This is a genomic window from Micromonospora sp. NPDC006766 (assembly GCF_040636055.1).
Taxonomy (GTDB): domain Bacteria; phylum Actinomycetota; class Actinomycetes; order Mycobacteriales; family Micromonosporaceae; genus Micromonospora.
Genome location: NZ_JBEYIX010000046.1, coordinates 1 through 22,262, shown reverse-complemented (window position 1 = coordinate 22,262; position 22,262 = coordinate 1). Strand labels below are relative to the sequence as shown.

The 22,262-nt window shown below is 74.0% G+C and carries 25 protein-coding genes; 1 reads left to right on the top strand and 24 read right to left on the bottom strand.

Annotated elements, in window-relative coordinates; all coding sequences use genetic code 11:
• Positions 1–6: 6 nt before the first annotated feature.
• From ABZ671_RS26225 to hisD, 6 genes are read right to left on the bottom strand one after another with little or no spacing between them, the layout of a single operon-like run.
• Positions 7–330: a hypothetical protein gene (locus ABZ671_RS26225; protein WP_357862881.1), complete on the bottom strand. Its 324-nt coding sequence runs from the start codon at positions 328–330 to the stop codon at positions 7–9.
• Positions 327–959, bottom strand: coding sequence for an imidazole glycerol phosphate synthase subunit HisH (gene hisH, locus ABZ671_RS26220; RefSeq protein ID WP_357862879.1), 633 nt, complete (start codon positions 957–959; stop codon positions 327–329). The genes ABZ671_RS26225 and hisH overlap by 4 nt, the downstream gene beginning before the upstream one ends.
• The gene (locus tag ABZ671_RS26215) at positions 959–1,129 is read right to left on the bottom strand and encodes a hypothetical protein (protein ID WP_357862877.1); all 171 of its coding nucleotides are present in this window, start codon (positions 1,127–1,129) and stop codon (positions 959–961) included. Before ABZ671_RS26215 ends, hisH begins: the two co-directional genes overlap by 1 nt.
• A complete protein-coding gene (gene hisB / locus ABZ671_RS26210; RefSeq protein ID WP_357862875.1) occupies positions 1,129–1,740 on the bottom strand; it encodes an imidazoleglycerol-phosphate dehydratase HisB in 612 nt (203 codons plus the stop codon). Before hisB ends, ABZ671_RS26215 begins: the two co-directional genes overlap by 1 nt.
• Complete coding sequence (locus ABZ671_RS26205; protein ID WP_357862872.1) at positions 1,737–2,810, bottom strand: histidinol-phosphate transaminase; 1,074 nt, start codon at positions 2,808–2,810, stop codon at positions 1,737–1,739. Before ABZ671_RS26205 ends, hisB begins: the two co-directional genes overlap by 4 nt.
• Positions 2,807–4,129: a histidinol dehydrogenase gene (gene hisD, locus ABZ671_RS26200; protein WP_357862870.1), complete on the bottom strand. Its 1,323-nt coding sequence runs from the start codon at positions 4,127–4,129 to the stop codon at positions 2,807–2,809. The genes ABZ671_RS26205 and hisD overlap by 4 nt, the downstream gene beginning before the upstream one ends.
• A 108-nt stretch (positions 4,130–4,237) precedes the next feature.
• Here hisD and ABZ671_RS26195 point away from each other — a divergent pair, with 108 nt between their 5' ends.
• The gene (locus ABZ671_RS26195) at positions 4,238–4,927 is read left to right on the top strand and encodes an LON peptidase substrate-binding domain-containing protein (RefSeq protein WP_357862868.1); all 690 of its coding nucleotides are present in this window, start codon (positions 4,238–4,240) and stop codon (positions 4,925–4,927) included.
• On the opposite strand, the gene ABZ671_RS26190 is transcribed toward ABZ671_RS26195, so the two are convergent.
• From ABZ671_RS26190 to ABZ671_RS26105, 18 genes are all read right to left on the bottom strand, one after another.
• The gene (locus tag ABZ671_RS26190) at positions 4,893–5,585 is read right to left on the bottom strand and encodes a DUF2567 domain-containing protein (protein WP_357862866.1); all 693 of its coding nucleotides are present in this window, start codon (positions 5,583–5,585) and stop codon (positions 4,893–4,895) included. The genes ABZ671_RS26195 and ABZ671_RS26190 overlap by 35 nt on opposite strands.
• Before the next feature lie 41 nt (positions 5,586–5,626).
• On the bottom strand, positions 5,627–7,114 hold the full coding sequence (locus ABZ671_RS26185; protein ID WP_357862864.1) for an AAA family ATPase: 1,488 nt from the start codon (positions 7,112–7,114) through the stop codon (positions 5,627–5,629).
• 142 nt (positions 7,115–7,256) lie between these two features.
• Positions 7,257–8,156 (bottom strand): hypothetical protein, encoded by a 900-nt coding sequence (locus ABZ671_RS26180; RefSeq protein WP_357862862.1) that lies wholly within the window; start codon positions 8,154–8,156, stop codon positions 7,257–7,259.
• 9 nt (positions 8,157–8,165) lie between these two features.
• Positions 8,166–9,110, bottom strand: a complete 945-nt coding sequence (locus ABZ671_RS26175; protein WP_357862860.1) for an RluA family pseudouridine synthase — start codon at positions 9,108–9,110, stop codon at positions 8,166–8,168.
• A complete protein-coding gene (lspA, locus tag ABZ671_RS26170) occupies positions 9,107–9,730 on the bottom strand; it encodes a signal peptidase II (protein WP_357862858.1) in 624 nt (207 codons plus the stop codon). Before lspA ends, ABZ671_RS26175 begins: the two co-directional genes overlap by 4 nt.
• Positions 9,731–9,797: 67 nt before the next feature.
• Positions 9,798–10,217: a TraR/DksA C4-type zinc finger protein gene (locus tag ABZ671_RS26165; protein ID WP_357862856.1), complete on the bottom strand. Its 420-nt coding sequence runs from the start codon at positions 10,215–10,217 to the stop codon at positions 9,798–9,800.
• Between the two features lie 224 nt (positions 10,218–10,441).
• On the bottom strand, positions 10,442–11,944 hold the full coding sequence (locus ABZ671_RS26160; RefSeq protein ID WP_357862854.1) for a potassium/proton antiporter: 1,503 nt from the start codon (positions 11,942–11,944) through the stop codon (positions 10,442–10,444).
• A 22-nt stretch (positions 11,945–11,966) separates the two neighbouring features.
• The gene (locus ABZ671_RS26155; RefSeq protein WP_357862852.1) at positions 11,967–12,275 is read right to left on the bottom strand and encodes a DUF167 domain-containing protein; all 309 of its coding nucleotides are present in this window, start codon (positions 12,273–12,275) and stop codon (positions 11,967–11,969) included.
• A 2-nt stretch (positions 12,276–12,277) separates the two neighbouring features.
• Positions 12,278–12,868 (bottom strand): hypothetical protein, encoded by a 591-nt coding sequence (locus ABZ671_RS26150; RefSeq protein WP_357862850.1) that lies wholly within the window; start codon positions 12,866–12,868, stop codon positions 12,278–12,280.
• 72 nt (positions 12,869–12,940) lie between these two features.
• Complete coding sequence (locus ABZ671_RS26145; protein WP_357862848.1) at positions 12,941–13,747, bottom strand: DivIVA domain-containing protein; 807 nt, start codon at positions 13,745–13,747, stop codon at positions 12,941–12,943.
• 42 nt (positions 13,748–13,789) lie between these two features.
• On the bottom strand, positions 13,790–14,095 hold the full coding sequence (locus ABZ671_RS26140; protein WP_357862846.1) for a YggT family protein: 306 nt from the start codon (positions 14,093–14,095) through the stop codon (positions 13,790–13,792).
• Positions 14,096–14,124: 29 nt separating this feature from the next.
• Positions 14,125–14,838, bottom strand: a complete 714-nt coding sequence (gene sepF / locus ABZ671_RS26135) for a cell division protein SepF (RefSeq protein WP_357862844.1) — start codon at positions 14,836–14,838, stop codon at positions 14,125–14,127.
• Positions 14,839–15,031: 193 nt separating this feature from the next.
• Entirely contained in the window at positions 15,032–15,778 is a 747-nt protein-coding gene (locus ABZ671_RS26130) for a YggS family pyridoxal phosphate-dependent enzyme (RefSeq protein WP_357862841.1), read from the bottom strand.
• Positions 15,779–15,787: 9 nt separating this feature from the next.
• Positions 15,788–16,900, bottom strand: coding sequence for a cell division protein FtsZ (gene ftsZ / locus ABZ671_RS26125; RefSeq protein WP_357862840.1), 1,113 nt, complete (start codon positions 16,898–16,900; stop codon positions 15,788–15,790).
• Between the two features lie 240 nt (positions 16,901–17,140).
• Positions 17,141–17,953: an FtsQ-type POTRA domain-containing protein gene (locus tag ABZ671_RS26120; protein WP_357862838.1), complete on the bottom strand. Its 813-nt coding sequence runs from the start codon at positions 17,951–17,953 to the stop codon at positions 17,141–17,143.
• Positions 17,950–19,467, bottom strand: a complete 1,518-nt coding sequence (gene murC / locus ABZ671_RS26115) for a UDP-N-acetylmuramate--L-alanine ligase (protein ID WP_357862836.1) — start codon at positions 19,465–19,467, stop codon at positions 17,950–17,952. Before murC ends, ABZ671_RS26120 begins: the two co-directional genes overlap by 4 nt.
• Positions 19,468–19,498: 31 nt before the next feature.
• Complete coding sequence (murG, locus tag ABZ671_RS26110; protein WP_357862834.1) at positions 19,499–20,605, bottom strand: undecaprenyldiphospho-muramoylpentapeptide beta-N-acetylglucosaminyltransferase; 1,107 nt, start codon at positions 20,603–20,605, stop codon at positions 19,499–19,501.
• The gene (locus ABZ671_RS26105) at positions 20,605–22,038 is read right to left on the bottom strand and encodes a putative peptidoglycan glycosyltransferase FtsW (protein ID WP_357862929.1); all 1,434 of its coding nucleotides are present in this window, start codon (positions 22,036–22,038) and stop codon (positions 20,605–20,607) included. Before ABZ671_RS26105 ends, murG begins: the two co-directional genes overlap by 1 nt.
• Positions 22,039–22,262: the final 224 nt, after the last annotated feature.

Here is a 22,262-nt window from a genome sequence, read left to right as displayed (position 1 = left end):
CTCGCATCAGGTACGACGGTCCAGGGCGATCACCACGATCGCCGGCAGGACCAGCAGCAACAACCCGACCAGCGCCAGCCGCAGCGCCAGGTCGTCGACGAAAATCCAGATGCCGGCCATCGCCAACCCGGTGAGCAGCACGATCGCGGCGCGCTCGCCCCGGGTGTGCCGGGCCAGCCGGCCCGTCCGGCCGCGCCGCAGCGGCGGAGTCAGCCGGCGTACCAGGGCGCGGCGGCGCTCCCGGCGGGCCACCCGGCGGCGGCGGACGGCCCGCTCCCGCTCAAGCTCGGCCGCCCGGGCCTCCCGGCGGCGGGCCCGCTCCTTGCTCACCGAGCCATCCTCGTCAGCCAGTTGCGCAGCAGGGCAGCGCCGGTGTCGGCCGACTTCTCCGGGTGGAACTGGGCCGCCGACAGCACACCCCGTTCGACGGCGGCGACGAACTCCGCCCCGTGCTCGGCGGTGGTCACCGCCGCCCCGGTCGCGGCCAGCGCGGCGGGATCGGTCACCCCGTACGAGTGGACGAAGTAGAACCGGGCATCGGCCGGCAGGCCGGCGAAGAGCACCGAGCCCGCCGGGGCGTGCACGGTGTTCCAGCCCATGTGCGGCAGCCGCTGCGCCGGCAGCCGGGTCACCCCGCCGGGCAGCAGGCCGAGCCCCTTGGTGACCACGCCGTGCTCCTCGCCGTGCTCGAAGAGCACCTGCATGCCGACGCAGATGCCGAGCACCGGCCGGCCGGCGGCGACCCGCTCGGCGATGACCGGGCCGGCGCCCAGCGCCTCGATCCCGGCCATGCAGGCGGCGAACGCGCCGACCCCCGGCACCACCAGGCCCTCGGCCTCGGCGGCGGCGGACAGGTCATCGGTCACGGTGACTGCCGCGCCGGCCCGCGCCAGAGCGCGCTCGGCCGAACGCAGGTTGCCCGAGCCGTAGTCGAGCACCACCACCCGGCGCTTACCCATCACGCCTTCCCCGGCAGCAGCCACAGCAGCCCGCCGGCGGAGGCCAGCACGGCCAGCAGCCCGATGACCACCACCGTGCCGCGCGGCGCACCCTGCTTGTGCAGCGACCATGTCCCGCCGACCAGCACCCCGGCCAGGATCAGCAGCAGCGTCGGCAGCAGCCCGCCCATCACAGTGCCCCCTTGGTGCTGGGGATCGCGCCCCGCGCGCCCGGGTCGATCGCGGTGGCCTCGCGCAGCGCCCGGGAGACCGCCTTGAACTGGGCCTCGACCACGTGGTGGGCGTCCGGGTGGCCGCCGGGGCGGGCCGCCCGCAGCACGTCGATGTGCAGGGTGATCCGGGCGGCCTGGCCGAACGACTCCCAGATGTGCCGGGTCATGCTGGTCGGGTAGACCGGCCCGATGTACGGCGCGAGCGCCGGCTCGTCGTGCACCACATACGGCCGGCCCGACAGATCGACCGCGGCGCGGACCAGGACCTCGTCCATCGGGACGGTGGCCGAGCCGTACCGCCGGATGCCGGCCTTGTCGCCCAGCGCCCGGTCGAACGCGGCGCCCAGGGCCAGCGCGGTGTCCTCCATGGTGTGGTGCGCGTCGATCTCCAGGTCGCCGACGGTGTGCACGGTGAGGTCGAAGCCGCCGTGCCGGGCGATCTGGTGCAGCATGTGGTCGTAGAAGCCGACGCCGGTCTCGATGTCGGCCCGGCCGGTGCCGTCGAGGTCGAGCTCGACGAGCACCTTGGTTTCCTTGGTGACCCGCTCGATCCGGGCGATGCGACTCATCGAATTTTCTCCATGGCGGAAAGGAAGGCGTCGGTCTCGGCGGAAGTGCCGGCGGTGACCCGCAGCCAGCCCGGCAGGCCGACGTCGCGGACCAGCACACCCGCGTCCAGCAGGGTGCGCCAGGCGGCGGACTGGTCGCCGCCTACGGAGAAGAGGACGAAGTTGGCGTCGCTGTCGGCGACCCGGTGCCCCCGGGCGCGCAGCTCCGCCACGATCCGGTCGCGCTGCTCCATGATCGCGGCGACCGTGCCGAGCAGGGCGTCGCGGTGGGCCAGCGCCGCGCGGGCGGCGGCCTGGGTGAGCGCGGAGAGATGGTAGGGCAGCCGCACGAGCTGCACCGCCTGCACGACGGCCGGGTCGGCGGCCAGGTAGCCGAGCCGCCCGCCGGCGAAGCCGAACGCCTTGCTCATCGTGCGGGTGACCACCAGCCGGGGGTGGTCGGGCAGCACGGCGAGCGCGCTGACCGTCCCCCGCCGGGCGAACTCGGCGTACGCCTCGTCCACGATCACCATGCCGGGCGCCTCGTCCAGCACGGCGGCGACCACGGCCGGGTCGAGCGCGGTGCCGGTCGGATTGTTCGGCGAGCAGAGGAAGACCACGTCGGGCCGGTGTGCCCGGACCTGGGCGACCGCGTCGGCCGCGGTCAGGCCGAAGTCGACGCCGCGCTGCGCCGGGACCCAGCCGGTGCCGGTGCCGAGCGCCAGCAGCGGGTGCATCGAGTAGGCCGGGGTGAAGCCGAGCGCGGTGCGGCCGGGGCCGCCGAACGCCTGGAGCAGCTGCTGCTGGATCTCGTTGGAGCCGTTGGCCGCCCAGACCTGGTCGACGGTGAGCTCGTGGCCGAGGTAGGCCGCCAGGTCGGCGCGGAGCGCCACGGCGTCCCGGTCCGGGTAGCGGTTGAGGTCGCGCAGCTCCGCCGCGAGGGCCTTGGCGATCGCGTCCACCACCGGCTCGGGCAGCGGGTAGGAGTTCTCGTTGGTGTTCAGCCGGACCGGCACGTCGAGCTGCGGCGCCCCGTACGGGCTCAGGCCGCGCAGATCGTCCCGGATCGGCAGGTCGTCGAGGGTCGTCACGAGCCCTCCCCCGCGAACCGGACGCTGACCGCCTGGCCGTGCGCCGGCAGGTCCTCGACGCCGGCCAGGGTGACCACGTGCGGGGCGACCTCGCGCAGCGCGTCCTGGCTGTATTCCACGAGGTGGATGCCGCGCAGGAAGGACTGCACGGACAGCCCGGAGGAGTGCCGGGCGCAGCCGCCGGTGGGCAGCACGTGGTTGGAGCCGGCGCAGTAGTCGCCGAGCGACACCGGCGACCAGGCGCCGACGAAGATCGCCCCGGCGTTGCGCACCCGCATCGCCCAGTCGCGGGCGTGCTCGGTCTGGATCTCCAGGTGCTCGGCCGCGTACGCGTCGACCACCCGCAGGCCCGCCTCGAGGTCGTCGACGAGGACGACGCCGCTCTGCTCGCCATGCAGCGCGGTGGTGATCCGCTCGGCGTGCTTGGCGGCCGGCACCTGCCGGGCCAGCTCCGCGTCGACCGCGTCGGCGAGCGCCACCGACGGGGTGACCAGCACGCTCGCGGCGAGGGGGTCGTGCTCGGCCTGGCTGATCAGGTCGGCGGCGACGTGCGCCGGGTCGGCGGTGTCGTCGGCGAGGATGGCGATCTCGGTGGGGCCGGCCTCGGCGTCGATGCCGACCACCCCGCGCAGCAGCCGCTTGGCGGCGGTGACCCAGATGTTGCCCGGGCCGGTGATCAGATCGACCGGCACGCAGTGCTCAGTGCCGGCCGGGTCGACGGCGGACCCGTACGCCAGCATGGCCACCGCCTGGGCGCCGCCGACCGCGTAGACCTCGTCGACGCCGAGCAGCGCACAGGCCGCGAGAACCCGCTGGTCGGGCAGGCCGCCGTTGTCCTGCTGCGGCGGGCTGACCACCACCAGCGAGCGGACCCCGGCCGCCTGGGCGGGAACCACGTTCATCACCACGGTCGACGGGTACATGGCCAGGCCACCGGGGACGTAGAGGCCGACCCGGTCGACCGGCACCCAGCGCTCGGTCACCGTGCCACCCGGCACCACCTGGGTGGTGTGGTCGGAGCGGCGCTGGTCGGCGTGGACCCGGCGGGCCCGGCTGATCGACTCCAGCAGCGCGGCGCGGACCTGCGGGTCGAGCGTCCCCTCGGCCTCGCGGATCACCTCGACCGGCACCCGCAGCCGCTCCGGGGAGATGCCGTCGAACCGTTCGCTCGCCTCCCGGATCGCCCGGTAACCATGCTCATGGACCGCCTCCACCAGGGGACGGATCCTCTCGACGGCCACCGACACGTCGAGCTGGGCACGGGGCAGCAGGCGGCGCGGGTCGCGAGTCCCGCCGCGCAGGTCGATCCGAGTCAACACCCCTGCGAGTCTAGGCGGGCCGGCCCCGGACCGACCGGCGCCGCCCGCACGGCGGGACGGTGAGCCGGGACACGCCGGCCCGGGCGCGGTCGGGCTACCCTCGGACCCGTGACCGCACGGCTGCCGGTGTTTCCGCTCGGGACGGTCCTCTTCCCCGGGCTGGTTCTCCCGCTGCACATCTTCGAGGAACGCTACCGGGCGCTGGTGCGCCACCTGGTCGGGCTGCCGGAGGGCGCCTCCCGGGAGTTCGGGGTGGTGGCGATCCGGGCCGGCTGGGAGGCGGCCCTCGGCGCGGGCCGGGCCGACGGCGAGGTGACCCTGCACGAGGTGGGCTGCACCGCCGAGCTGCGGCAGGTCACCGAGCTGGACGACGGCGGCTTCGACATCGTCACGGTGGGCCGGCGGCGGTTCCGCATCGCCGAGGTCGACGAGAGCGCTGCGCCCTACCTGACCGCCGAGGTGGAGTGGCTGCCCGAGCCGGCCGGCGTCGACGAGGTCAACGACCTGCTCGCCGCCCGGGTGATCTCGGTCTTCCGGCAGTATCTGGGGCTGATCCGGCCCGATCAGCAGGAGATCTCCGAGCAGCTGCCGGAGGATCCCACCGTGCTGTCACACCTCGTGGCCGCCACCGCCGCGCTGACCGTCGCCGACCGTCAGCGGTTGCTCGCCATCGACGACACCGCCGCCCGGCTCCAGGCCGAGCTGCGGCTGCTCAACCGGGAGACGTCGCTGCTGCGCCACGTCCGGGCGGTCCCGGTTCCGCTCAATGAGCTGGCGGCTCCCCCGGCGCCGAACTGAGCTCGGGGCCGACCGGCGGCCCGTCGCCGTCGGGCTCCGGGCGCAGCGACGGCCACCGCGACCAGCCGGCCAGCAGGGTGTACGTCACGGCCACGCCGAACGCGGGCAGCAGCAGGTCGCCGTAGGGCACGGGCACGTGCAGAAACCAGTCCACGCCGCCGGCCCGCAGGTCGGCGGGCTTGGTGAAGGGCGTCCCGTCCGGCGCGGTGGCCAGCAGCCGGTGGTAGGTGCCCAGCCCGACCCGGCGGCCGAGCTGCCAGGCCACCAGCGCCGCGCCGAGGCCGCCCAGGGCCCCGGCGAACAGTTCCATCGGGCCGCGGCGGCGCAGCAGGAACCACAACGCGCACGCGGCGAGCACCCCGAAGCCGAGCCCGAGCAGGCTGAACCAGCCGTCGGCGGCGATCGGCTGCTCCGGCTGCGGCGTGGCGTAGATGGCGCCCCCGGCGGTCTTCAGCACGGGGGTGCCCGGCGCCACGGCAGCCCAGAGCAGCCCCAGCGGCGCACCCAACCCGGTCAGCACGAGCGCGGCGCCGAGGGCGATCCAGACCGGCCGCCCGCGACCGGCGGCGGCCGGGTGGTCGGCGGTCGGGTGGTCGGAACCACCGGGCGCGTCGGTACGGTCGGCGGCCCGCTCGGGGTCAGGGGTGTCCGGACTCACCCGGTGATCCTCTCAGGCGGCGGGCCGGCGTGGGGCGGCGGTCAGCGGGCGAACGGCTCCAGCATCACCGCGGCGGCCTTGAGCCAGGCCTGCCGGGTCTCCGCCTGAAGCTGGTGGTATTCGATCGAGGAGCCGGTCTCCAGCGCCGGATCGTAGGGCACCACCGCGACGGCCCGGGTGCGGGTGGCGAAGTGCCGCTCCAGGTCGTCCTGCAGGGCGCTGCGCCCCGGCGTCGGGCAGGAGATCAGCGTCACCGCGTTGTCAACCAGCTCGCCCATGCCCACCTCGTGCAGCAGGTCGAGCATCCAGTCGGCGCTGAACGCGGCGTCCTCGCGCGGCACGGTGGTCACCACGAGCTGGTCGGCGGCCTGCATGACGGTACGCCAGTTCGAACTCTCCACGTTGTTGCCGGTGTCCACGCAGACCACCTCGTGGGTACGCCGCAGCAGCTCCAGCACCCGCTTGACGGTGAACTGGTCCAGCCGCTGGGCGAACCGGGGGCTCTCCTCGCCGGCCAGCACGTCGTACGAGCCGTCGGAGGCGTGCCGCAGGTAGTCGTCGAGGTGCCCCAGCAGGGTGTTGCCCTCCAGGATCTCGATCTGGGCGAGGTCGTGGATCAGGTGCCGGATGGTACGGGCGTGCCGGGCGCTGCCGGCCCGCAGCCCGAGGGTGCCGCGCAGCTCGTTGTCGTCCCAGGCGAGCACCCCACGCCCGCGTACGCTGCCCACCGTCGCCGCGGCGAGCACGGTCGCGGTGGTCTTGTGCACCCCGCCCTTGGGGTTGGCGAAGGCGACCACCCGAGGGCCACCCAACTCGCGGCGGAGCACCCCGGTGGCCCGCTCCAGCTCGTGGTCCGGCGCCGGGGCGCGCCACTCGACCCGGGCCCGCTCGGCCCGCGGCGGGTAGCCGTCGGCGACCGGCGGGGCCGGGTAACTCGGGGCGGCCTGGGCCGGCTCCGGGGGCTGGTGATCCTCCGGGCGGTAGCGGCCCCGATCCAGCAGCGCGTACCGGGACTCCGGCGGCGACGGGTCGGGCCGGTAGCCGTTGTCGAGCAGCGCGTACCGGGACTCCACCGGGGCACTGCCCCGGCCGCGCGCCGGCTCCGGGTCGGCGCGGTACGTCGGCTCGGCCCGCCAGGACGGCTCGGCCGGCGGCTCCGGTTCGGTGCGGTACGCCGGCTCGCCCCGGTACGACGGCTCGGCGCCGTATCCCGGGTCGGCCCGGTAGGCCGGCTCCACCCGGTAGGTTGCCTCGGCCCGGTAGGGCGGCTCGGCGCCGTACGACGGCTCGGCGCCGTACGACGGCTCGGCGCCGTACGACGGCTCGGCGGGCGGCCCGACGGGCTGCGCCCGGCCGGTCCAGCCGGCGCCACGCCGCGGCGGTGCCTCGGCCGGTGGGTGCTCCTCGACGCGGCGGTCGGCCTCGGCCTGCTCCCCGCCGCGACCGCCGAGCCGGGCCCGGTCGAGCAGCGCCCGCCAACGCGGTGCCGGCTCAGCCTGCCGACCCCAGCCGGTCTCGCTGCCGTCCACGGCTCCGCCCTCCCAGCCCCATCGATCTCTGCCTGTGACTCAGGCTACGAAGGAAACCGTATCCGGACCACACCGTGCCTCGCACACTGCCCGGTGCCCTTCGTGCCACCGATCCGGCCGGCCGGCTGCCGGCGGGCATGTCTCAGGAGGTGGGGGCGGGGTTCGGTGGCGCCGCGCCCGTCACCGAGCGGCCGGGAGAGGGTGCGGAGCCGGGCGCCGTCGGTGCGGCTTCCGACGAATCGCCCAGGCCGGGGGCGGACGGGTCGGCCAGTTCGAGGTCGGCCGGTGGCCGGACGACATCCCGCTGCTCGGGCAGCGGCGGAGTGAACACCGTACGGTCCAGCCGCCGCACCTGCGGCGCGGCGTCGACCACCCGCACGTCGGGGCGGGTGGCCAGGGCCCGCAGCGCCTCCGGGGTGCCCCGGACCACGGCGGCGTACACACAGGCGCAGCCCGCCCGGTAGGCGGCCGCCTCCCGGGCGGAGACCGACGCGCCCGTGTCGTACACCCGACGCAGCTCGGCGTCGGCGGCGGCCGGCGGGGCGGCGGCGCGGGCCCGGTAGTCGGCGGCCTCCCGGTCCTTGCGGGCAGCCACCTCGGCCATCCCGCCGAGCACGTCGTCGGGCAGGCGCATCGCGGCGATCCGGACGATCTCGGTCTGCCGGCCGGGCAACGGCACCCGGGCGACCACCGCGGCGACCGGGGTGGCGCCCAGCGTGTCGGCCAGCCGGCCCGGCGTCAGGTAGGCCGCGAACGAGACCAGGGCGTAGTCGCCCGGGCCCGGGGTGGCCGGCGTGGGCAGGGCGGCCAGCCCGGCGGCGGCGGCCCGCTGGTAGTCCGGGATGGAGTCGCCGTCGACCACGCCGACCCGGGTGACCTCGCCGACCGTGCGGTCGCTCACCGGTTCGCGCCGGCGATCCCAGAGCGCGGCGGCCAGTACCGCCAGCGCGCAGATCAGCGCGATCCAGGTGAGCGGGCCGGACCGTCCCGGCCAACGCCGGGACGGGCTCGGCGGCGCGTCGGTATTCGTCAGACGGTCCATGGGCGGCGGTCAGTCGCGGAGGATCTCCAGCGCCCGGGCCAGGTCGTCCGGGTAGTCGCTGACGAAGGTGACCTCCTCACCCGTACGCGGGTGCAGGAAGCTCAACGAGCGAGCGTGCAGCCACTGCCGGGCCAGCCCGATCCGGGCCGACAGCGTCGGGTCCGCGCCGTAGGTGAGGTCGCCCACGCACGGGTGCCGCAGCGTGGAGAAGTGCACCCGGATCTGGTGGGTACGCCCGGTCTCCAGCCGCACGTCGAGCAGGCTCGCCGCCGGGAACGCCTCCATGGTGTCGTAGTGGGTGACGCTCGGCTTGCCACCGGAGACCACCGCCCAGCGGTAGTCGTGGTGCGGGTGCCGATCGATCGGCGCGTCGATGGTGCCGCGCAGCGGGTCCGGATGGCCCTGCACCACGGCGTGGTAGCGCTTCTCCACCTCGCGGTACTTGAAGGCCCGCTTCAACGCGGTGTACGCCACCTCGCTCTTGGCCACCGCCATGATCCCGGTGGTGCCGACGTCGAGCCGGTGCACCACGCCCTGCCGTTCGGCGGCGCCGCTGGTGGAGATCCGGTGGCCGATCGCGGCCAGCCCGCCGATGACGGTCGGGCCGGTCCAGCCGGGGCTCGGGTGGGCGGCCACCCCGACCGGCTTGTCCACCACGACGATGTCGTCGTCGGCATAGACCACGGTCAGGCCCGGCACCGCCTGTGGCACCACGGTGGGCGGCGCGGCCGGCGCGGGCAGGGTCACCTCCAGCCAGGAGCCGGCCTTGACCTTGTGTGAGTTGGCCCGCGCCACGCCGTCGACCAGCGCGTCCCCGGCGTCGACCAGGCCGGCGGCGGTGGTCCGGGAGAGCCCGAAGAGCCGGGCGACGGCCTGGTCGAGCCGCATCCCGTCGAGGCCGTCCGGCACCGGCAGGGACCGGTGGTCGCCACCTGCGGCGAAGACGGAGGTCATACCCGCCCCCGCTGCTCGCCGCCGGGGGCCGCCTCGGTGGCCGCGGAGCCGGCCGGCTCCGCCGGCTCGGCGCCGGCCCGGCCGCCGTCGCGCTGCCGGCCGGTCAGCTCGAGCAGCACGGCCAGGACCACCCCGCACACCAGGGAGCTGTCGGCCAGGTTGAACACCGGCCACACCTGCCCGTACGGGTCGAAGAGGCTGATCATGTCGACCACGTGCCCGACGAAGTGCCCGGGTGCCCGGAAGACCCGGTCGGTGAGGTTGCCCAGCGCCCCGCCGAGCACCAGCCCGAGCGAGACGGCCCACGGCAGCGAGCGCAGCCGCAGCGCCATCCAGCCGATCCAGGCGATGACCCCGAAGGTGATCAACGGGAAGACCCAGGTGTGGCCGGAGCCGATGCTCCAGGCCGCGCCGCTGTTGCGGGTCAGGGTGAGGTAGACGGTGCCACCGAGCAGCGAGACCGGGCCCCGGCCGCTGAGCGACGAGAGCGCGAGCTGCTTGGTGACCAGGTCGGCGACGAGCGAGAACAGGGCGAGGCCGAGGAGGACCCCGATCGCCCTGCGGCGGGGCGTGCCACGGCCCGACTCAACGGTGCCGGACCCGGGCGGTGCTGCGGTCATCTGCTCCCCATCGACGCTCGCGACGGTGGCCCTCACCGTCTGGCGGGTCAAGCCGGGGAAGCGTGCCTCAGCGTCGCTCCTCCAGCTGCTTGCAGGTCACGCAGAGGGTGGCCGACGGGAAGGCGGCAAGCCGCTCGACCGGGATCGGATTCCCGCACCGCTCACACCAGCCGTACCCACCCTCGTCGAGGCGCTCAAGGGCGCGCTCGACCTGCGTGATTCGTTCCTTGATGCTGTTGGCGAGAGAGATTTCCTGCTCCCGCTCGAACGTCTTGGTGCCGGTGTCGGCCTGGTCGTCCCCGGCCGAGTCGGTCAGCCGGTCGCGCTGCAGCTCGGTAATCTCGCTCAGCGTCTGATCGTACTCGGCGTTCAGCTCATCCCGCCGTGCCGCCAGCGCGGCCCGGATCTTCTCAGTCTCCGCCGCGCTGCGGGTGGCCTTCGTCACCGGCTTTCGGCCGGCGGTCCTGGTGTCAGCTGGCTTCGCCATCGTCAGCTCCCTCGGCCGCGTACCGCGGCGGTCGGCGGTGCCTGGGCAGGGTCCACGGGCCTCGTGTGTCCCCCATGTACGAAACGGCGCACGGCGACACGGGCCGCGCACTCCGGAGGGTGGCAAGAATACGGAACGTACAGGCGTCCGACAACGTGGCGCACCGTCGCACCGTGAAACAACCCCGAACAGCCACCAATCAGGGCAAAGGGAACGCTAGCAGATCAGTCCTCGCGATCCTCGCCGTACTCGCCGAACCAGCGCGCCAACCGGCCCCGGCGACTGACCGCGCGCAGCCGCCGCTCCACCTCGTCGCGGACCCCGGCGGTGGCGACGATGAGCAGGCTGTCCCCGACCTTGAGCCGGGTGTCCGGGCCGGGCACGAAGCCCGCCCCGTCGCGCAGCACCAGGGTCACCGAGGCGCCCACCGGCAGCCGCAACTCGTCCACGTGCACCCCACCCAGCCGGGAGCCCGGCGGCACCTCCACCTGGAGCAGGTCGGCCCGCATCCGTTCGAGCGGGGCCGTCTCGACCCGGATCTCGGCGGCCTCGGCCGGCGCGGTCACCCCCAGCCGCCGGGCCGCCGGCGCCAGGGTCCCCGCCTGGAGCAACGTGAAAATCACCACCAGCACGAAGACCGCGTCGAAGAGCCGGTTCGCCCCGGGCACCCGTTGCGACAGCGGAATGGTGGCCAACACGATTGGCACCGCGCCGCGCAGCCCGGCCCAGGACAGGAAGAGCTGCTCGCGCGGGCGGAACCGGAACGGCAGCGCCGAGACCATCACCGACAGCGGCCGGGCGAACAGCACCAGGGCCAGCCCGGTGACCACCGCCGGCAGCACCGCCGCGCCCAGCCGGCTCGGCGCGACCAGCAGGCCCAGCAGCACGAACAGGCCGATCTGGGCCAGCCAGGCCAGCCCGTCGGCGAACCCGAGGATGGCCTGCCGGTGCGGCAACCGGGCGTTGCCGAGCAGCACCCCCGCGACGTAGACGGCGAGGAAGCCCGAGGCGTGCAGCACCGCGCCCGCCGCGTACGCCAGCACGGTGAAGCCGACCACCGCGATCGGATAGAGGCCGGCCGCCGGCAGCGCGGCCCGGCGCAGCGTGTACCGGCCGGCGATGCCGGCGACCACCCCGACGGCGGCGCCGACGCCCAACTCGTAGCCGACCAGGAGAACCTCGAACCACCAGGGGTGGGCAGCCGCGACGTCGCGGGACAGCAGCAGCACCACGATCACCGCGGGGGCGTCGTTCATGCCCGACTCGGCCTCCAGGGTGGCCACCAGCCGGGGCGGCAGGCGCAGCCGCCGCAGGGTGGCGAAAACGGCCGCCGCGTCCGTGGAGGAGAGCACCGCGCCGTAGAGCAGCGCCAGCCGCCAGTCCAGCCCGAGCAGCAGGTGCACCACGGCCCCGACCGCCAGGATGCTGATCAGCACGCCGACCGTCGAGAGCGCGGCGGCCATCCCGAGCACCGGGCGCAGGGTGCTCCACCGTGCGCTCAGCCCACCCTCGGCGATGATCACGATGAGGGCGCAGAACCCGAGCACCCGGGTCAGTTCCACGTTGTGGAACCGGATGCCCAACCCCGCCTCGCCGATCGCCACCCCGAGCGCGAGGTAGACCAGCAGACTCGGCACGCCAAGCCGGGTGGAGAAGCGCACCGCGCCCACCGCGACCAGCAGAACGGCCGCGCCGAGCAGCAGGGCGAGGTCGAGCCCGGGGATCATCCGCGGCCGGCCCGGGCGACCCTCACTCGGCCGATCCGTCTCGCAGCCGACGCAGCACGTCGGGCAGCCCGGGGACGGGGCGCTCGACCAGGAAGAGCTTGTCCCGGCTGGCCGCGCCGGCGCGCAGCGAGACCACCGCCGGCCGGACGCCGAGCGCCGCGGCGAGGGCCCGCCGGGCCGCCTCGGTGGCGCGGCCGTCGACTGCGGGAGCGGTCACGGCGATGACCAGGGCCGGCCCGTGCGGGCCGTCGAACCGTCCGCCGACCCGGGCTCGGGAGGAGCCGGGCTTCACCCGTACGGCGACGGTGAGCGTGTCGTCCACGGTGGCCATGATCAACCAGACTGGGCGTCGGCGAGCAGAACGGTGGCGGGCGCGCAGCGGGCGCACGGGGTGAAGCCGAGCTCGACCGCCTCGGCGACGGGCAACTCCTCGTCGTCCCGCCCGGCCAGGTGGGAACAGCCGGGCAGGTGGAACCGGGGATGGCCATCGACCACCCGGACCGCGTCGTCGAGCCGGGCCAGCAGGGCGACGTCGGCCGGCGACAGGGCCTGCGCGGGCGGCTCACCGTCGAACGGGCCGTCGTCGAACGGGCCGCTCGGGTCGGTCACCGGGGACCCGGGTGGTTGCCGCCACTCGGGGCCACCGGTATCGACCGTCGGCGGAATGTGCTGAAACGGAATCCCCGGTTCACCGAGCCGGGACCCGTCAGGGATGCCGACCGGTTTGGTGCGGTTGCCCGGGCCGGTGGTCCGACCCGCCGCGGCCCGGTTGGCGGCCGCCTGGCGGGCGCCCGCAACGAGGGACACGGCGGCCAGGAGACTGGTCGCGATGGAGGCGATCAGCAGCGGGCTGGACCCACCGGCCAGCCCGGCCACCAGGAGGACGACCGCGACGAGGATGAGCAGGATGCTGGTGACTATCACGGCTCACCCCCGCCGCGTCGTTTCGGTCTGCGCGGTCGGCGGCCGTCGGGTCGACGGCCGCCGGCGGCGGCGTCAGCGGCCGGACTCGAGCGAGCCGGCGCGACCGCCGCCGTAGGAGCCGGCGAGGCCGGCGGTGGCGAGGCCGTTGCTGCCCCCGACGGCGCGGCTGCCCTCGGCACGGTCGATCTCGGCATCCAGGCCCTGGCCGCGACCGTCAAGGTCACGCAGCTGGCTCTCCAGGTATGCCTTGAGGCGGGTGCGGTACTCGCGCTCGAACTGCTTCAGCTCCTCGATGTGCTTCTGCAGCGCGGTGCGCTTGGCGTCCAGGCCGCCCATGGCCTCCTGGTGCCGCTGGCGGGCGTCCCGCTCGAGGGCATCCGCCTTGGCGCGTGCCTCGCGGGTGACCTCCTCGGCCTTGGAACGGGCCTCGGAGAGCACCTGGTCGGCCTCGCGGCGGGCGTCCGAGACGTGGTCGTCGGCGGTGCGCTGGGCCATCATCAGCACCCGCAGCGCCTGCTGCTCGCCGTCGGCGCCGGCAGCCGCCGGGCCGCCCTGGACACGGACCTGCTCCAGCTCGGCCTGCATCGCCCGGGCCGCCTGCTCGGCGGCCGCCTTGTCGCGCTGCACCCGGTCGAGCTGGGCCTTGACCTCGTTGAGCTCCGCCGCGAGCCGGGCGTCGCCGCCGGGGCCGGCGGGAGCGCCGCCCCGACCGCCGCGCTCCACCTGGGCGCGCAGCTCGTTGTTCTCCTCGATCAGACGGGCGAGCTCGCGCTCGACCTCGTCCAGGAAGGCGTCGACCTCCTCCTCGTCATACCCCCGCTTGCCGATCGGCGGCTTTTTGAAGGCGACGTTGTGGACGTCGGCCGGGGTCAGCGGCATCGAAACTCCTCGGGTCAGTTGCGGCCGCGAAAAGCGCGCTGGTCAGGCAAATGCCAGGATCAGCGGCGTTAACACAAACCTCATCAGCACGAACAGGATAACCAGGAGCACAAGCGAGGCCAGGTCGATGCTCACGGTACCAATTCGCAGTGGTGGGATCACACGCCTCAACGCGCGCAGGGGCGGATCAGTGACGCTCCACACGGATTCAAGTCCCGCCGCGGCTCCCCGCCCCGGTTGCCACCGGCGACCGTAGGCCAGGACAGCACCCAGAACAAATCGGGCCAAAAGCACGAGAAGGAACAGGTAGGTGATCAGGTAGAGCACCTGAAACAGGATCGACAACACAGCAGGCGACGTCCCTCGGTCGTGCGGGCCTAGCTCAGGCTGAAAAACCCGCCCTCAGCGATCTTGGCCTTGTCCTCCGCAGTGACCTGGACGTTGGCCGGTGAGAGCAGGAACACCCGGTTGGTCACGCGCTCGATCGTACCGCGCAGTCCGAACGCGAGCCCGGCGGCGAAGTCCACCAGCCGGCGGGCGTCCGCCTCGTCCATCTCGGTGAGGTTGATGATCACCGGCACGCCGTCCCGGAAGTGCTCGCCGATGGTGCGCGCCTCCCGGTAGGTGGTCGGGTGCAGAGTGGTGATCTGGTAGCGCTGCTCCTCCTCGGCCACCACCGCCCGCTCCCGGGAGTGCACCTGCGGCGCGAGGGCGAGGTTGTCCCGGGTGTGGTAGGCCAGCGCGCCGGAGGTCTCGCCGGCACCCGAGCGGGTGATCGACCGGACGCTGGCCCGCTCGGACCGCTCAGGGCGCTCGGGACGCTCGGACCGCTCGGCCTCGGCACGGTCGGTGTCCACGGCGCGGCTCGCGGCGCGCTCGGAGAGCCGGCCACGGTCGCCGATCCGGCTCCGGCTCGCCGGCGGCTCGTCGGACTCGTCGTCCTCGTCATCGGCGAACTCCTCGGTGTACCGGCTCGACCGGTAGCGCGAGTCCCGGTAGCCACCCTTGTCGTAGCCACCGTCCTCGTACGCCCGCTCGTCGTCCTCCTCGACGAGCCCGAGCCAGACCCCCGCCTTGCGCAGTGCGCCCATCCCCGCGCCCTTCCGTCCGCCGTGCGGCACGCGCCCCCGTGCCGTGTCGCTTGATCACGCGTGGACACCAGATGCCCACCGGACCGGATCGGCAATCCCCCGGTGCGCGGTTCGCGGTCCGCCCACCACGGCCCCTGGCTGCGGGAACGCCGTTCCTAACCACACTGATGTAATTTGCTTCTTCGCGGTCAGGCTACCCCAGAGGGGGGCGCATTCCGAGCAACGCGCTGCCGACGCGGACATGTGTCGCGCCATACTCGATCGCGGTTTCCAGGTCGCCGCTCATCCCGGCCGACAGCACGGTCGCCCCCGGGTGTCGATCACGGAACCGGTCCGCCACCTCGGCCAGCCGGGCGAAGGCGCGTTCCGGCTCCCAGCCCAGCGGCGCCACCGCCATCAGCCCGCCCAGTCGCAGCGCACCGGCGCCGGCCACCGCCGCGGCCACCGGACCGAGGCCCCGGTCGGGGTCCGCCGAGTCGGGCAGCGACCCGCCCCGGGCCGGGTCGCCGTCGATGCTCACCTGCACCAGCACCTCCAGCGGGCGGTCCCGGCCGGCGGCCGCGGCGGCGTCGAGGGCGGTGGCCAGGCGCACGCTGCCGACCGACTGGACGACGTCGGCGTACCCGACCACGGAGCGACACTTGTTGCGCTGCAACTGGCCGATGAAGTGCCAGCGGGGGGTCACCCCGGCCGCCGCCACCTCGATGGCCTTCGGCGCCGCCTCCTGATCGCGGTTCTCCCCCACGTCGGTCACGCCGAGCCGCGCGAGGGCCACCACGTCGCCGGCCGGGTAGGTCTTGGTCACCGCGACCAGCGTGACCGCGCCGCGGTCCCGGCCGGCGGCCGCGCAGGCGTCCGCGATACGGGTACGGATCCGGGCGAGCCCGGCCGCGAGCTCGGCGCGACGGTCGGGCCGCACCGGGGCAGGTATGTCGGTCATCGGTGCGGCTCAGGACCCGTTCTTGAGGAAGTCAGGCACATCGACGTCGTCGAAGAGCACCCGACGCGGCTGCTGCGGGGCCGGCATGGTGGTCGGCGGCGGAACCGGCGGATTCGGCTGGGTCGGCTGGTTCTGGTTGGTCTTGCGAGGCGGCTCGACCGCCTTGTACGCGGGCGCGCCCCCGTCGAAGCCCGCCGCGATCACGGTCACCCGCACCTCATCGCCGAGCGCGTCGTCGATGACCGCACCGAAGATGATGTTGGCGTCCGGGTGCGCCGCGTCGGTGACCAGCTGCGCGGCGTCGTTGATCTCGAACAGGCCCAGGTCGGAGCCACCGGCGATGGAGAGCAGCACGCCGCGCGCACCGTCCATGCTCTGCTCCAGCAACGGGCTGGAGATGGCCGCCTCGGCCGCCTCCACGGCCCGGTTCTCGCCCCGGGCGCTGCCGATGCCCATCAGCGCGCTGCCGGCACCGCTCATCACGCTCTTGACGTCGGCGAAGTCCAGGTTGATCAGACCCGGCGTGGTGATCAGGTCGGTGATGCCCTGGACACCGGAGAGGAGCACCTGATCGGCGGTCCGGAAGGCGTCCATCATGGAGATGTTGCGGTCGCCGAGCGCGAGCAGCCGGTCGTTCGGGATGACGATGAGCGTGTCGCACTGGTTGCGCAGCTCCTCGATGCCCGCCTCGGCCTGCACCTGGCGGCGCTTACCCTCGAACGAGAACGGCCGGGTGACCACACCGATGGTGAGCGCGCCGAGCTTGCGGGCGATGTTCGCCACCACCGGCGCGCCGCCGGTGCCGGTGCCGCCACCCTCACCGCAGGTCACGAAGACCATGTCGGCACCCTTGAGCACCTCCTCGATCTCGTCGCGGTGGTCCTCGGCGGCGTTCTTGCCGACGTCCGGGTTCGCGCCGGCGCCGAGGCCCCGGGTCAGCTCCCGACCCACGTCGAGCTTGACGTCTGCATCGCTCATCAGCAGCGCCTGGGCGTCGGTGTTGATCGCGATGAACTCGACGCCCTTGAGCCCAACCTCGATCATCCGGTTGACGGCGTTGACGCCGCCGCCCCCGATGCCGACGACCTTGATGACCGCCAGGTAGTTGTGCGGAGGTGTCATCTCCGGTCCTTTCCCTTCGAGATTGGCATGGGCCGACCCCACACGGCTTGGCCGGACCAGCGGTGGACCAGCACCCTGCGGAGGCCGACCAACCGAAACCCTCACCCTCTACTAGAGGCTTAGAGTAATGTCAACCACTGATCTCTTCGGGGCAACGTATGCGCCGCCGCGCGATGAGCCAAGGACCCTTTCGGCGTGTCGCCGGCCAGAGCGGGACGGCTCACGTTCCTGACCGACGAATCACCTGAACGTGACCACGTCCGGGGCGCTGACGTCGATCGTGTCGGTCTGCCGGTCGAGCAGGGCGGTGGCCACCCTGGACTTGTCCTCACCCCGGGTGGCGTCCCCCCAGAAGACCGTCCGGTCGGTACGCAGCCGCAGGGTGATCCGAGCCAGCCCGGCCACGTCCACCGAGACCAGCTCGGCGCGCAGCCGCGGGCTGAGTGTGGCGAGCACCGCCAGCCCGGCCCGGGTGCCCGGGTCGTCCGGCGCCGGCCGGTCCACCCTGATCACCGCCAGCCCGTCGGGCAGTGCGGGCGCGGTTTGGAAGACCACGCCGGTCCGGTCGATCACCGCGTAACCGTCGCCCTGCGGAACCGCGGCCGCCGGGGTCCGCTCCACCACCCGGATCACCAGGGCGTCCGGCCAGTCCCGCTCCACCGTGGCCCGTTCCACCGGGGCGAGCGCGCCGACCCGCGCGGCGGTCGCCGCCAGGTCCACCCGGGCCAGCGGCACATCGTCCGGGACAGCCGCGGCCTCGCGCACCTCGACCGGGGTGACCAGCCGCGCGCCGACCACCCGTACCTCGCGCACGCCGAACAGGCCGGTGCCGAGAATGGTCCAGGCGACCAGGCCGGCGACGGCGAACACGGCGGCGGTGACCGCCCAGGGCAACGCCGCGCGCATCCGGCGCCGCCGCGCCCGCGCCATGAACCGCCGCGTGGACGGCGGCACGGCGTCCGCGCCGGCCCGGACCAGCTGCCACCGCCGCACCGGATTGCGCCGGCCGGCCCCGCCGTCCTGCCCCGGGCCGCGGGCCGGGCCCGGGCTCATCCGGCCGTGGCAGCCGTGCCGTCCGAGCCGGCGCCGCTGCCGACCGCCGCCGCGTCGCCCGCCCCGGCGGCCGTACGGGCGTCGCCGGCCGCGGCGGTACGGGCCAGCAGGGCGTCGAGCAACTGGTCGCCCATCAGCGAGATCGGCGGCGCGCCCATGGTCACCACCACGTCGCCCGGTCGGGCCCGACGGGCCACCTCCGCCGGCACGTCGTCCCACGCCTCGACGAAGACCTTCCGATCGGCCGGCAGGGGCACCGCCTCGTTCAGCGCGACCGAGCCCTCGCCCGGCTGGCGCAGCTCCCCCGGGCCGAAGACCTCCAACAGCACCACCTCGTCGGCGATGCCGAGAGCCGCGGCGATCTCCGCCTGCAGGTCCCGGGTGCGATAGAGCCGGTACGGCTGGAAAACCACGACCAGCCGGCCCTCGCCGGCCACCTCGCGCAGCGTCTGCAGGGCCAACGTCATGGCGGTCGGGTGGTACGCGTACTCGTCGTAGACCAGCACGCCGTCCGCGACGCCCTTGCGCTCGAAGCGCCGCCGCACCCCGGGGAACGCGCCCAGCGCCGCCTCAGCCGCCTCGATCGGCAGCTCCAGCAGGTAGGCGGCGAGCACCGCGGAGGCGCTGTTGAGCCCCATGTGCCGCCCCGGCACCGGCAGCCGGATCTCGCCCAGCGACCGGCCGTCGACCTCGGCCAGGTAGCGCACGCCCTGGGCGGACGAGGCCATGTCGCTCAGCCGCAGGTCGGCGTCGGGCGACTCGCCGTACGTCCAGACCCGACGCCCCTCGGCCCGCAGCGTCTCGGCCAGCCGCCGGCCGCCCGGGTCGTCGGCGCAGGTGACGATGAACCCGTCCGGGTCGGTGAGCCGGGCAAACTCGGCGAACGCCGCCTCCAGAGTGGCCAGGTCGCCGTAGGTGTTGAGATGGTCCGCCTCGATGTTCGTAATGATCGAGACATACGGGCGGTAGATGAGGAACGAGCGGTCACTCTCGTCCGCCTCGACCACGAAATATTCCCCGGTGCCGTGGTGCGCGCCGGAGCCGACCTCGGAGATCTCCCCACCGATCACGAAGGACGGATCGGTGCCGGCCTGCTGGAGCACCATGGTGACCATCGAGGTGGTGGTGGTCTTGCCGTGCGTGCCGGCGACCGCCACCGTCCGCCGGCCGGTCATCGCCGCGGCCAAAGCCTCGGAGCGGTGCAGCACCCGCAGCCCGCGCCGGCGCGCCTCGACCATCTCCAAATGGTCCTGTGGGATCGCCGAGGAATAGACCACGGTGTCCACGCCGTCCAGGTTGGACGCCTCGTGGCTCATGTGCACGGTGCCGCCGAGCGCCCGCAGGCCGGCCAGGGACGGCCACTCCCGCAGCTCGCTGCCGGAGACCGGCAGGCCCCGGGTGAGGAAGAGCCGGGCCAGGCCACTCATGCCAACCCCGCCCACCCCGATCAGGTGGATCCGGCCCAGGTCCTCCGCGGTCATCGTGCCGGCGGGGGTGAACTGCGCGGTGTTCATGAGGGGTACCTTCCCGTCGCGGTGGTGACCGTCACCGGGCCACCGCCTCGTAGACGAAGTTCAGCAGGGCCGCGTCGCCGTCGCGCCGGCCGTACGCCGCCGCGGCGGCGCCCATCGCGGCGAGCCGCTGCGGATCCCGGACCAGCGGGATCACCGTACGTTCCAACCAGGCCGGGGTCAGCTCGGCGTCGTCGACGAGCAGCCCGCCACCGGCCTCCACCACGGGCAGCGCGTTGCGCTTCTGCTCCTGGTTGCTGTGCGGGTAGGGCACGTAGATGGCGGGCAGGCCGATCGCGGCCACCTCGGCGCAGGTCATCGCGCCGCCCCGGGCCAGCATCAGGTCGGCGGCGGCGTAGCCCAGCTCCATCTCGGACAGGTAGGGCAACGTCACGTACGGCACCGGCAGGTCGGTGGGGACGGAGACCGGCTCGTTGCGCGCGCCGATGACGTGCAGCACCTGCACGCCGTGGCGGGCCAGCTCCTTGGCCGCCCCGGAGACCGCCAGGTTGATCGAACGGGCGCCCTGCGAGCCGCCGGCGACGAAGAGCACCGGCAGGTCGGGGCGGAGCCCGAAACGGGCCCGGGCGGCGTTGCGCAGGGCGGCCCGGTCCAGGCCGGCGATGCCTCGGCGCAGCGGCACGCCGACCACCCGGGCGTCGCGCAGCGACTCCGCCTGCGACGGCTGGTGCGGGAAGCCCACCGCGACGTTCTTGGTGAATTTCATTCCGAGCCGGTTGGCCACGCCCGGCGGCACGTTCACCTCGTGGATCACGATGGGCAGCTCGCGCCGCCACGCGGCCAGGTAGCCGGGCACCGAGACGTACCCGCCGAAGCCGACCACGACGTCGGCGCGCACCTCGTCGATCACCTTGCCCGCCGCGCGGGCCGCCTTCCACATCCGGTCCGGGGTGCGGACCAGGCTCATGTTGATCGAGCGGGGCAGCTGGTAGGCCGGGATCTGGCGCAGGTCGTAGCCGGCCGGCGGGATCAGCTCGTTCTCCAGCCCCTTGGGTGTGCCGAGGCAGGTGATCCGGACGCTCGGGTCGTGTCGGCGCAGGCAGTCGGCGAACGCGAGCAACGGGTAGATGTGTCCCCCCGTACCCCCTCCGCAGAGCACCACCGAACGCAGCGGACCCATCAGCGTCTCCTCTCGCTCGCCGTGCCGGCGCGCGTCCGGCCCGGCCGGGGGCCGCGGGCTGCGGCCTGGTCGTCGGACCGCCGCGTCCGGGACCGGGGTACGGACCCACGGTCCGCCGGTGGCGTCGCCGCTCGGCGGCGCCGGCCGGGAAGCGGCGGCAACGGGGCCCACACTAGTCGGACCCACCGGGCCGGTGGACGGGCATGCAGGGCTCGGGCCGCGTCCGGCTCGGCGCGGGCGAAACTGGCGAGCAGTCCCACCGCCGCGAGGGTCACCACCAGGGCGCTGCCACCGTCGGAGATGAACGGCAGCGGTACGCCGGTCAGTGGCAGCAGCCCGACCACGCCGCCGACATTGATCACGGCCTGGCCGACCAGCCACGCGGTGACCCCGGCGGCGGCGAGCCGGCGGAACGGGTCCTCCACCCGCCGGGCGATCCGCAGCCCGGCGTAGGACAGCACGGCGAAGAGCACCAGCACCACCATGCAGCCGACCACGCCCAGCTCCTCGGCGATGATCGCGAAGATGAAGTCGTTGTGCGCCTCGGGCAGCCAGTCCCACTTGAAGGTGCTCTTGCCCAGCCCGACCCCGAACCAGCCGCCGTGGTCGATGGCGTTGCGGGCCTGGATGGTCTGATAGCACCAGCCCTCGAAGCACTTCTTCGGATCGGGCGGGCTGACGAACATGGTGAGCCGGGCCAGCCGGTAGTTTTCCGCGTCCCGCGCGCCGGAGCCCGCGCCGAGCGAGGCCGCGGCGACCAGCAGGCCGATGCCGAGCAGACCGACCGCGGAGAGGGTGGCGAAGACCTGGAGCCGGACGCCGGCCGCCCAGAGCATGCCGACCAGCAGCGCGAGGAGGCAGAGCATGCTGCCCAGGTCGTTGTAGCCGACCAGCACGAAGAGCAGGCCGACCACCGGGAAGAGCGGGGTGGCCAACTCCTTCCACCAGCCCAGTGCGGCCCCCTTGCGGGCCAGCACGCGCGCGGCCCAGAGCACCAGCGCGAACTTGGCCACCTCAACCGGCTGGATCGTGATCGGGCCGAGGAAGAGCCAGAGCAGCTCGGCCTTGAGCGGGCCGATCGACTTGACCTTGAACAGCGCCTCCAGGGCGACCAGCAGGTTGAGGATCAGCAGCAGCACCACCGCCACGCCGAGCACCGGTCGGGCCAGCGCCCGGAAGGTGCGGGCGGGCAGCCGCTGGCAGGCCCAGAACGCCACGATGCCGATCACCGCGAAGATCGTCTGCCGGACCAGCGACGCCGAGGCGTCCCCGCCCGTGGCGTAGTCCCGCACGCTCGTGGCCGAGAAGACCATGGTCAGGCCGATCAGCAGCAGCAGGCCGGCGCTGGAGAGCAGCAGGTAGTAGGAGGCCAGCGGCCGGGCCAGCAGCCCGCGCAGCGCGGCCAACCCGCCGACGGCGTCCCAGCCGAACAGCGGAGCCGGCGGGTCCGCCGTCCGGGTCGCGGCGGGTGGCCGGCGGGCCGGCGTGTCGGTGTTGCCCTCGGTGTCTCGTCCCTGCCCCACCCGCTCATCATCGCGGCTCGCCCCGCCCGCCCGTGGCCCAACCGCCCGGTCGGCGTGTCGGGAAGGAGGGGCCCCTTGTTAACAGACGGCGGGTGTAGCCGGGGCGCGCCGGCGACCACCGGGGGCCGCCGCGG

Coding starts and splice junctions, on each gene's coding strand:
- ABZ671_RS26215 (WP_357862877.1), bottom strand. CDS start 1,129: ATGGGCGGGCTGCTGCCGACGCTGCTGCTGATCCTGGCCGGGGTGCTG.
- ABZ671_RS26160 (WP_357862854.1), bottom strand. CDS start 11,944: ATGATCCCCGGGCTCGACCTCGCCCTGCTGCTCGGCGCGGCCGTTCTG.
- sepF (WP_357862844.1), bottom strand. CDS start 14,838: ATGGGCGCACTGCGCAAGGCGGGGGTCTGGCTCGGGCTCGTCGAGGAG.
- ftsZ (WP_357862840.1), bottom strand. CDS start 16,900: ATGACACCTCCGCACAACTACCTGGCGGTCATCAAGGTCGTCGGCATC.
- hisH (WP_357862879.1), bottom strand. CDS start 959: ATGGGTAAGCGCCGGGTGGTGGTGCTCGACTACGGCTCGGGCAACCTG.
- hisB (WP_357862875.1), bottom strand. CDS start 1,740: ATGAGTCGCATCGCCCGGATCGAGCGGGTCACCAAGGAAACCAAGGTG.
- ABZ671_RS26130 (WP_357862841.1), bottom strand. CDS start 15,778: ATGACCGACATACCTGCCCCGGTGCGGCCCGACCGTCGCGCCGAGCTC.
- murC (WP_357862836.1), bottom strand. CDS start 19,467: ATGAACACCGCGCAGTTCACCCCCGCCGGCACGATGACCGCGGAGGAC.
- lspA (WP_357862858.1), bottom strand. CDS start 9,730: ATGACCGCAGCACCGCCCGGGTCCGGCACCGTTGAGTCGGGCCGTGGC.
- ABZ671_RS26155 (WP_357862852.1), bottom strand. CDS start 12,275: ATGGCCACCGTGGACGACACGCTCACCGTCGCCGTACGGGTGAAGCCC.
- ABZ671_RS26120 (WP_357862838.1), bottom strand. CDS start 17,953: ATGAGCCCGGGCCCGGCCCGCGGCCCGGGGCAGGACGGCGGGGCCGGC.
- murG (WP_357862834.1), bottom strand. CDS start 20,605: ATGGGTCCGCTGCGTTCGGTGGTGCTCTGCGGAGGGGGTACGGGGGGA.
- ABZ671_RS26165 (WP_357862856.1), bottom strand. CDS start 10,217: ATGGCGAAGCCAGCTGACACCAGGACCGCCGGCCGAAAGCCGGTGACG.
- ABZ671_RS26180 (WP_357862862.1), bottom strand. CDS start 8,156: ATGGACCGTCTGACGAATACCGACGCGCCGCCGAGCCCGTCCCGGCGT.
- ABZ671_RS26145 (WP_357862848.1), bottom strand. CDS start 13,747: ATGCCGCTGACCCCGGCCGACGTCCACAACGTCGCCTTCAAAAAGCCG.
- ABZ671_RS26175 (WP_357862860.1), bottom strand. CDS start 9,110: ATGACCTCCGTCTTCGCCGCAGGTGGCGACCACCGGTCCCTGCCGGTG.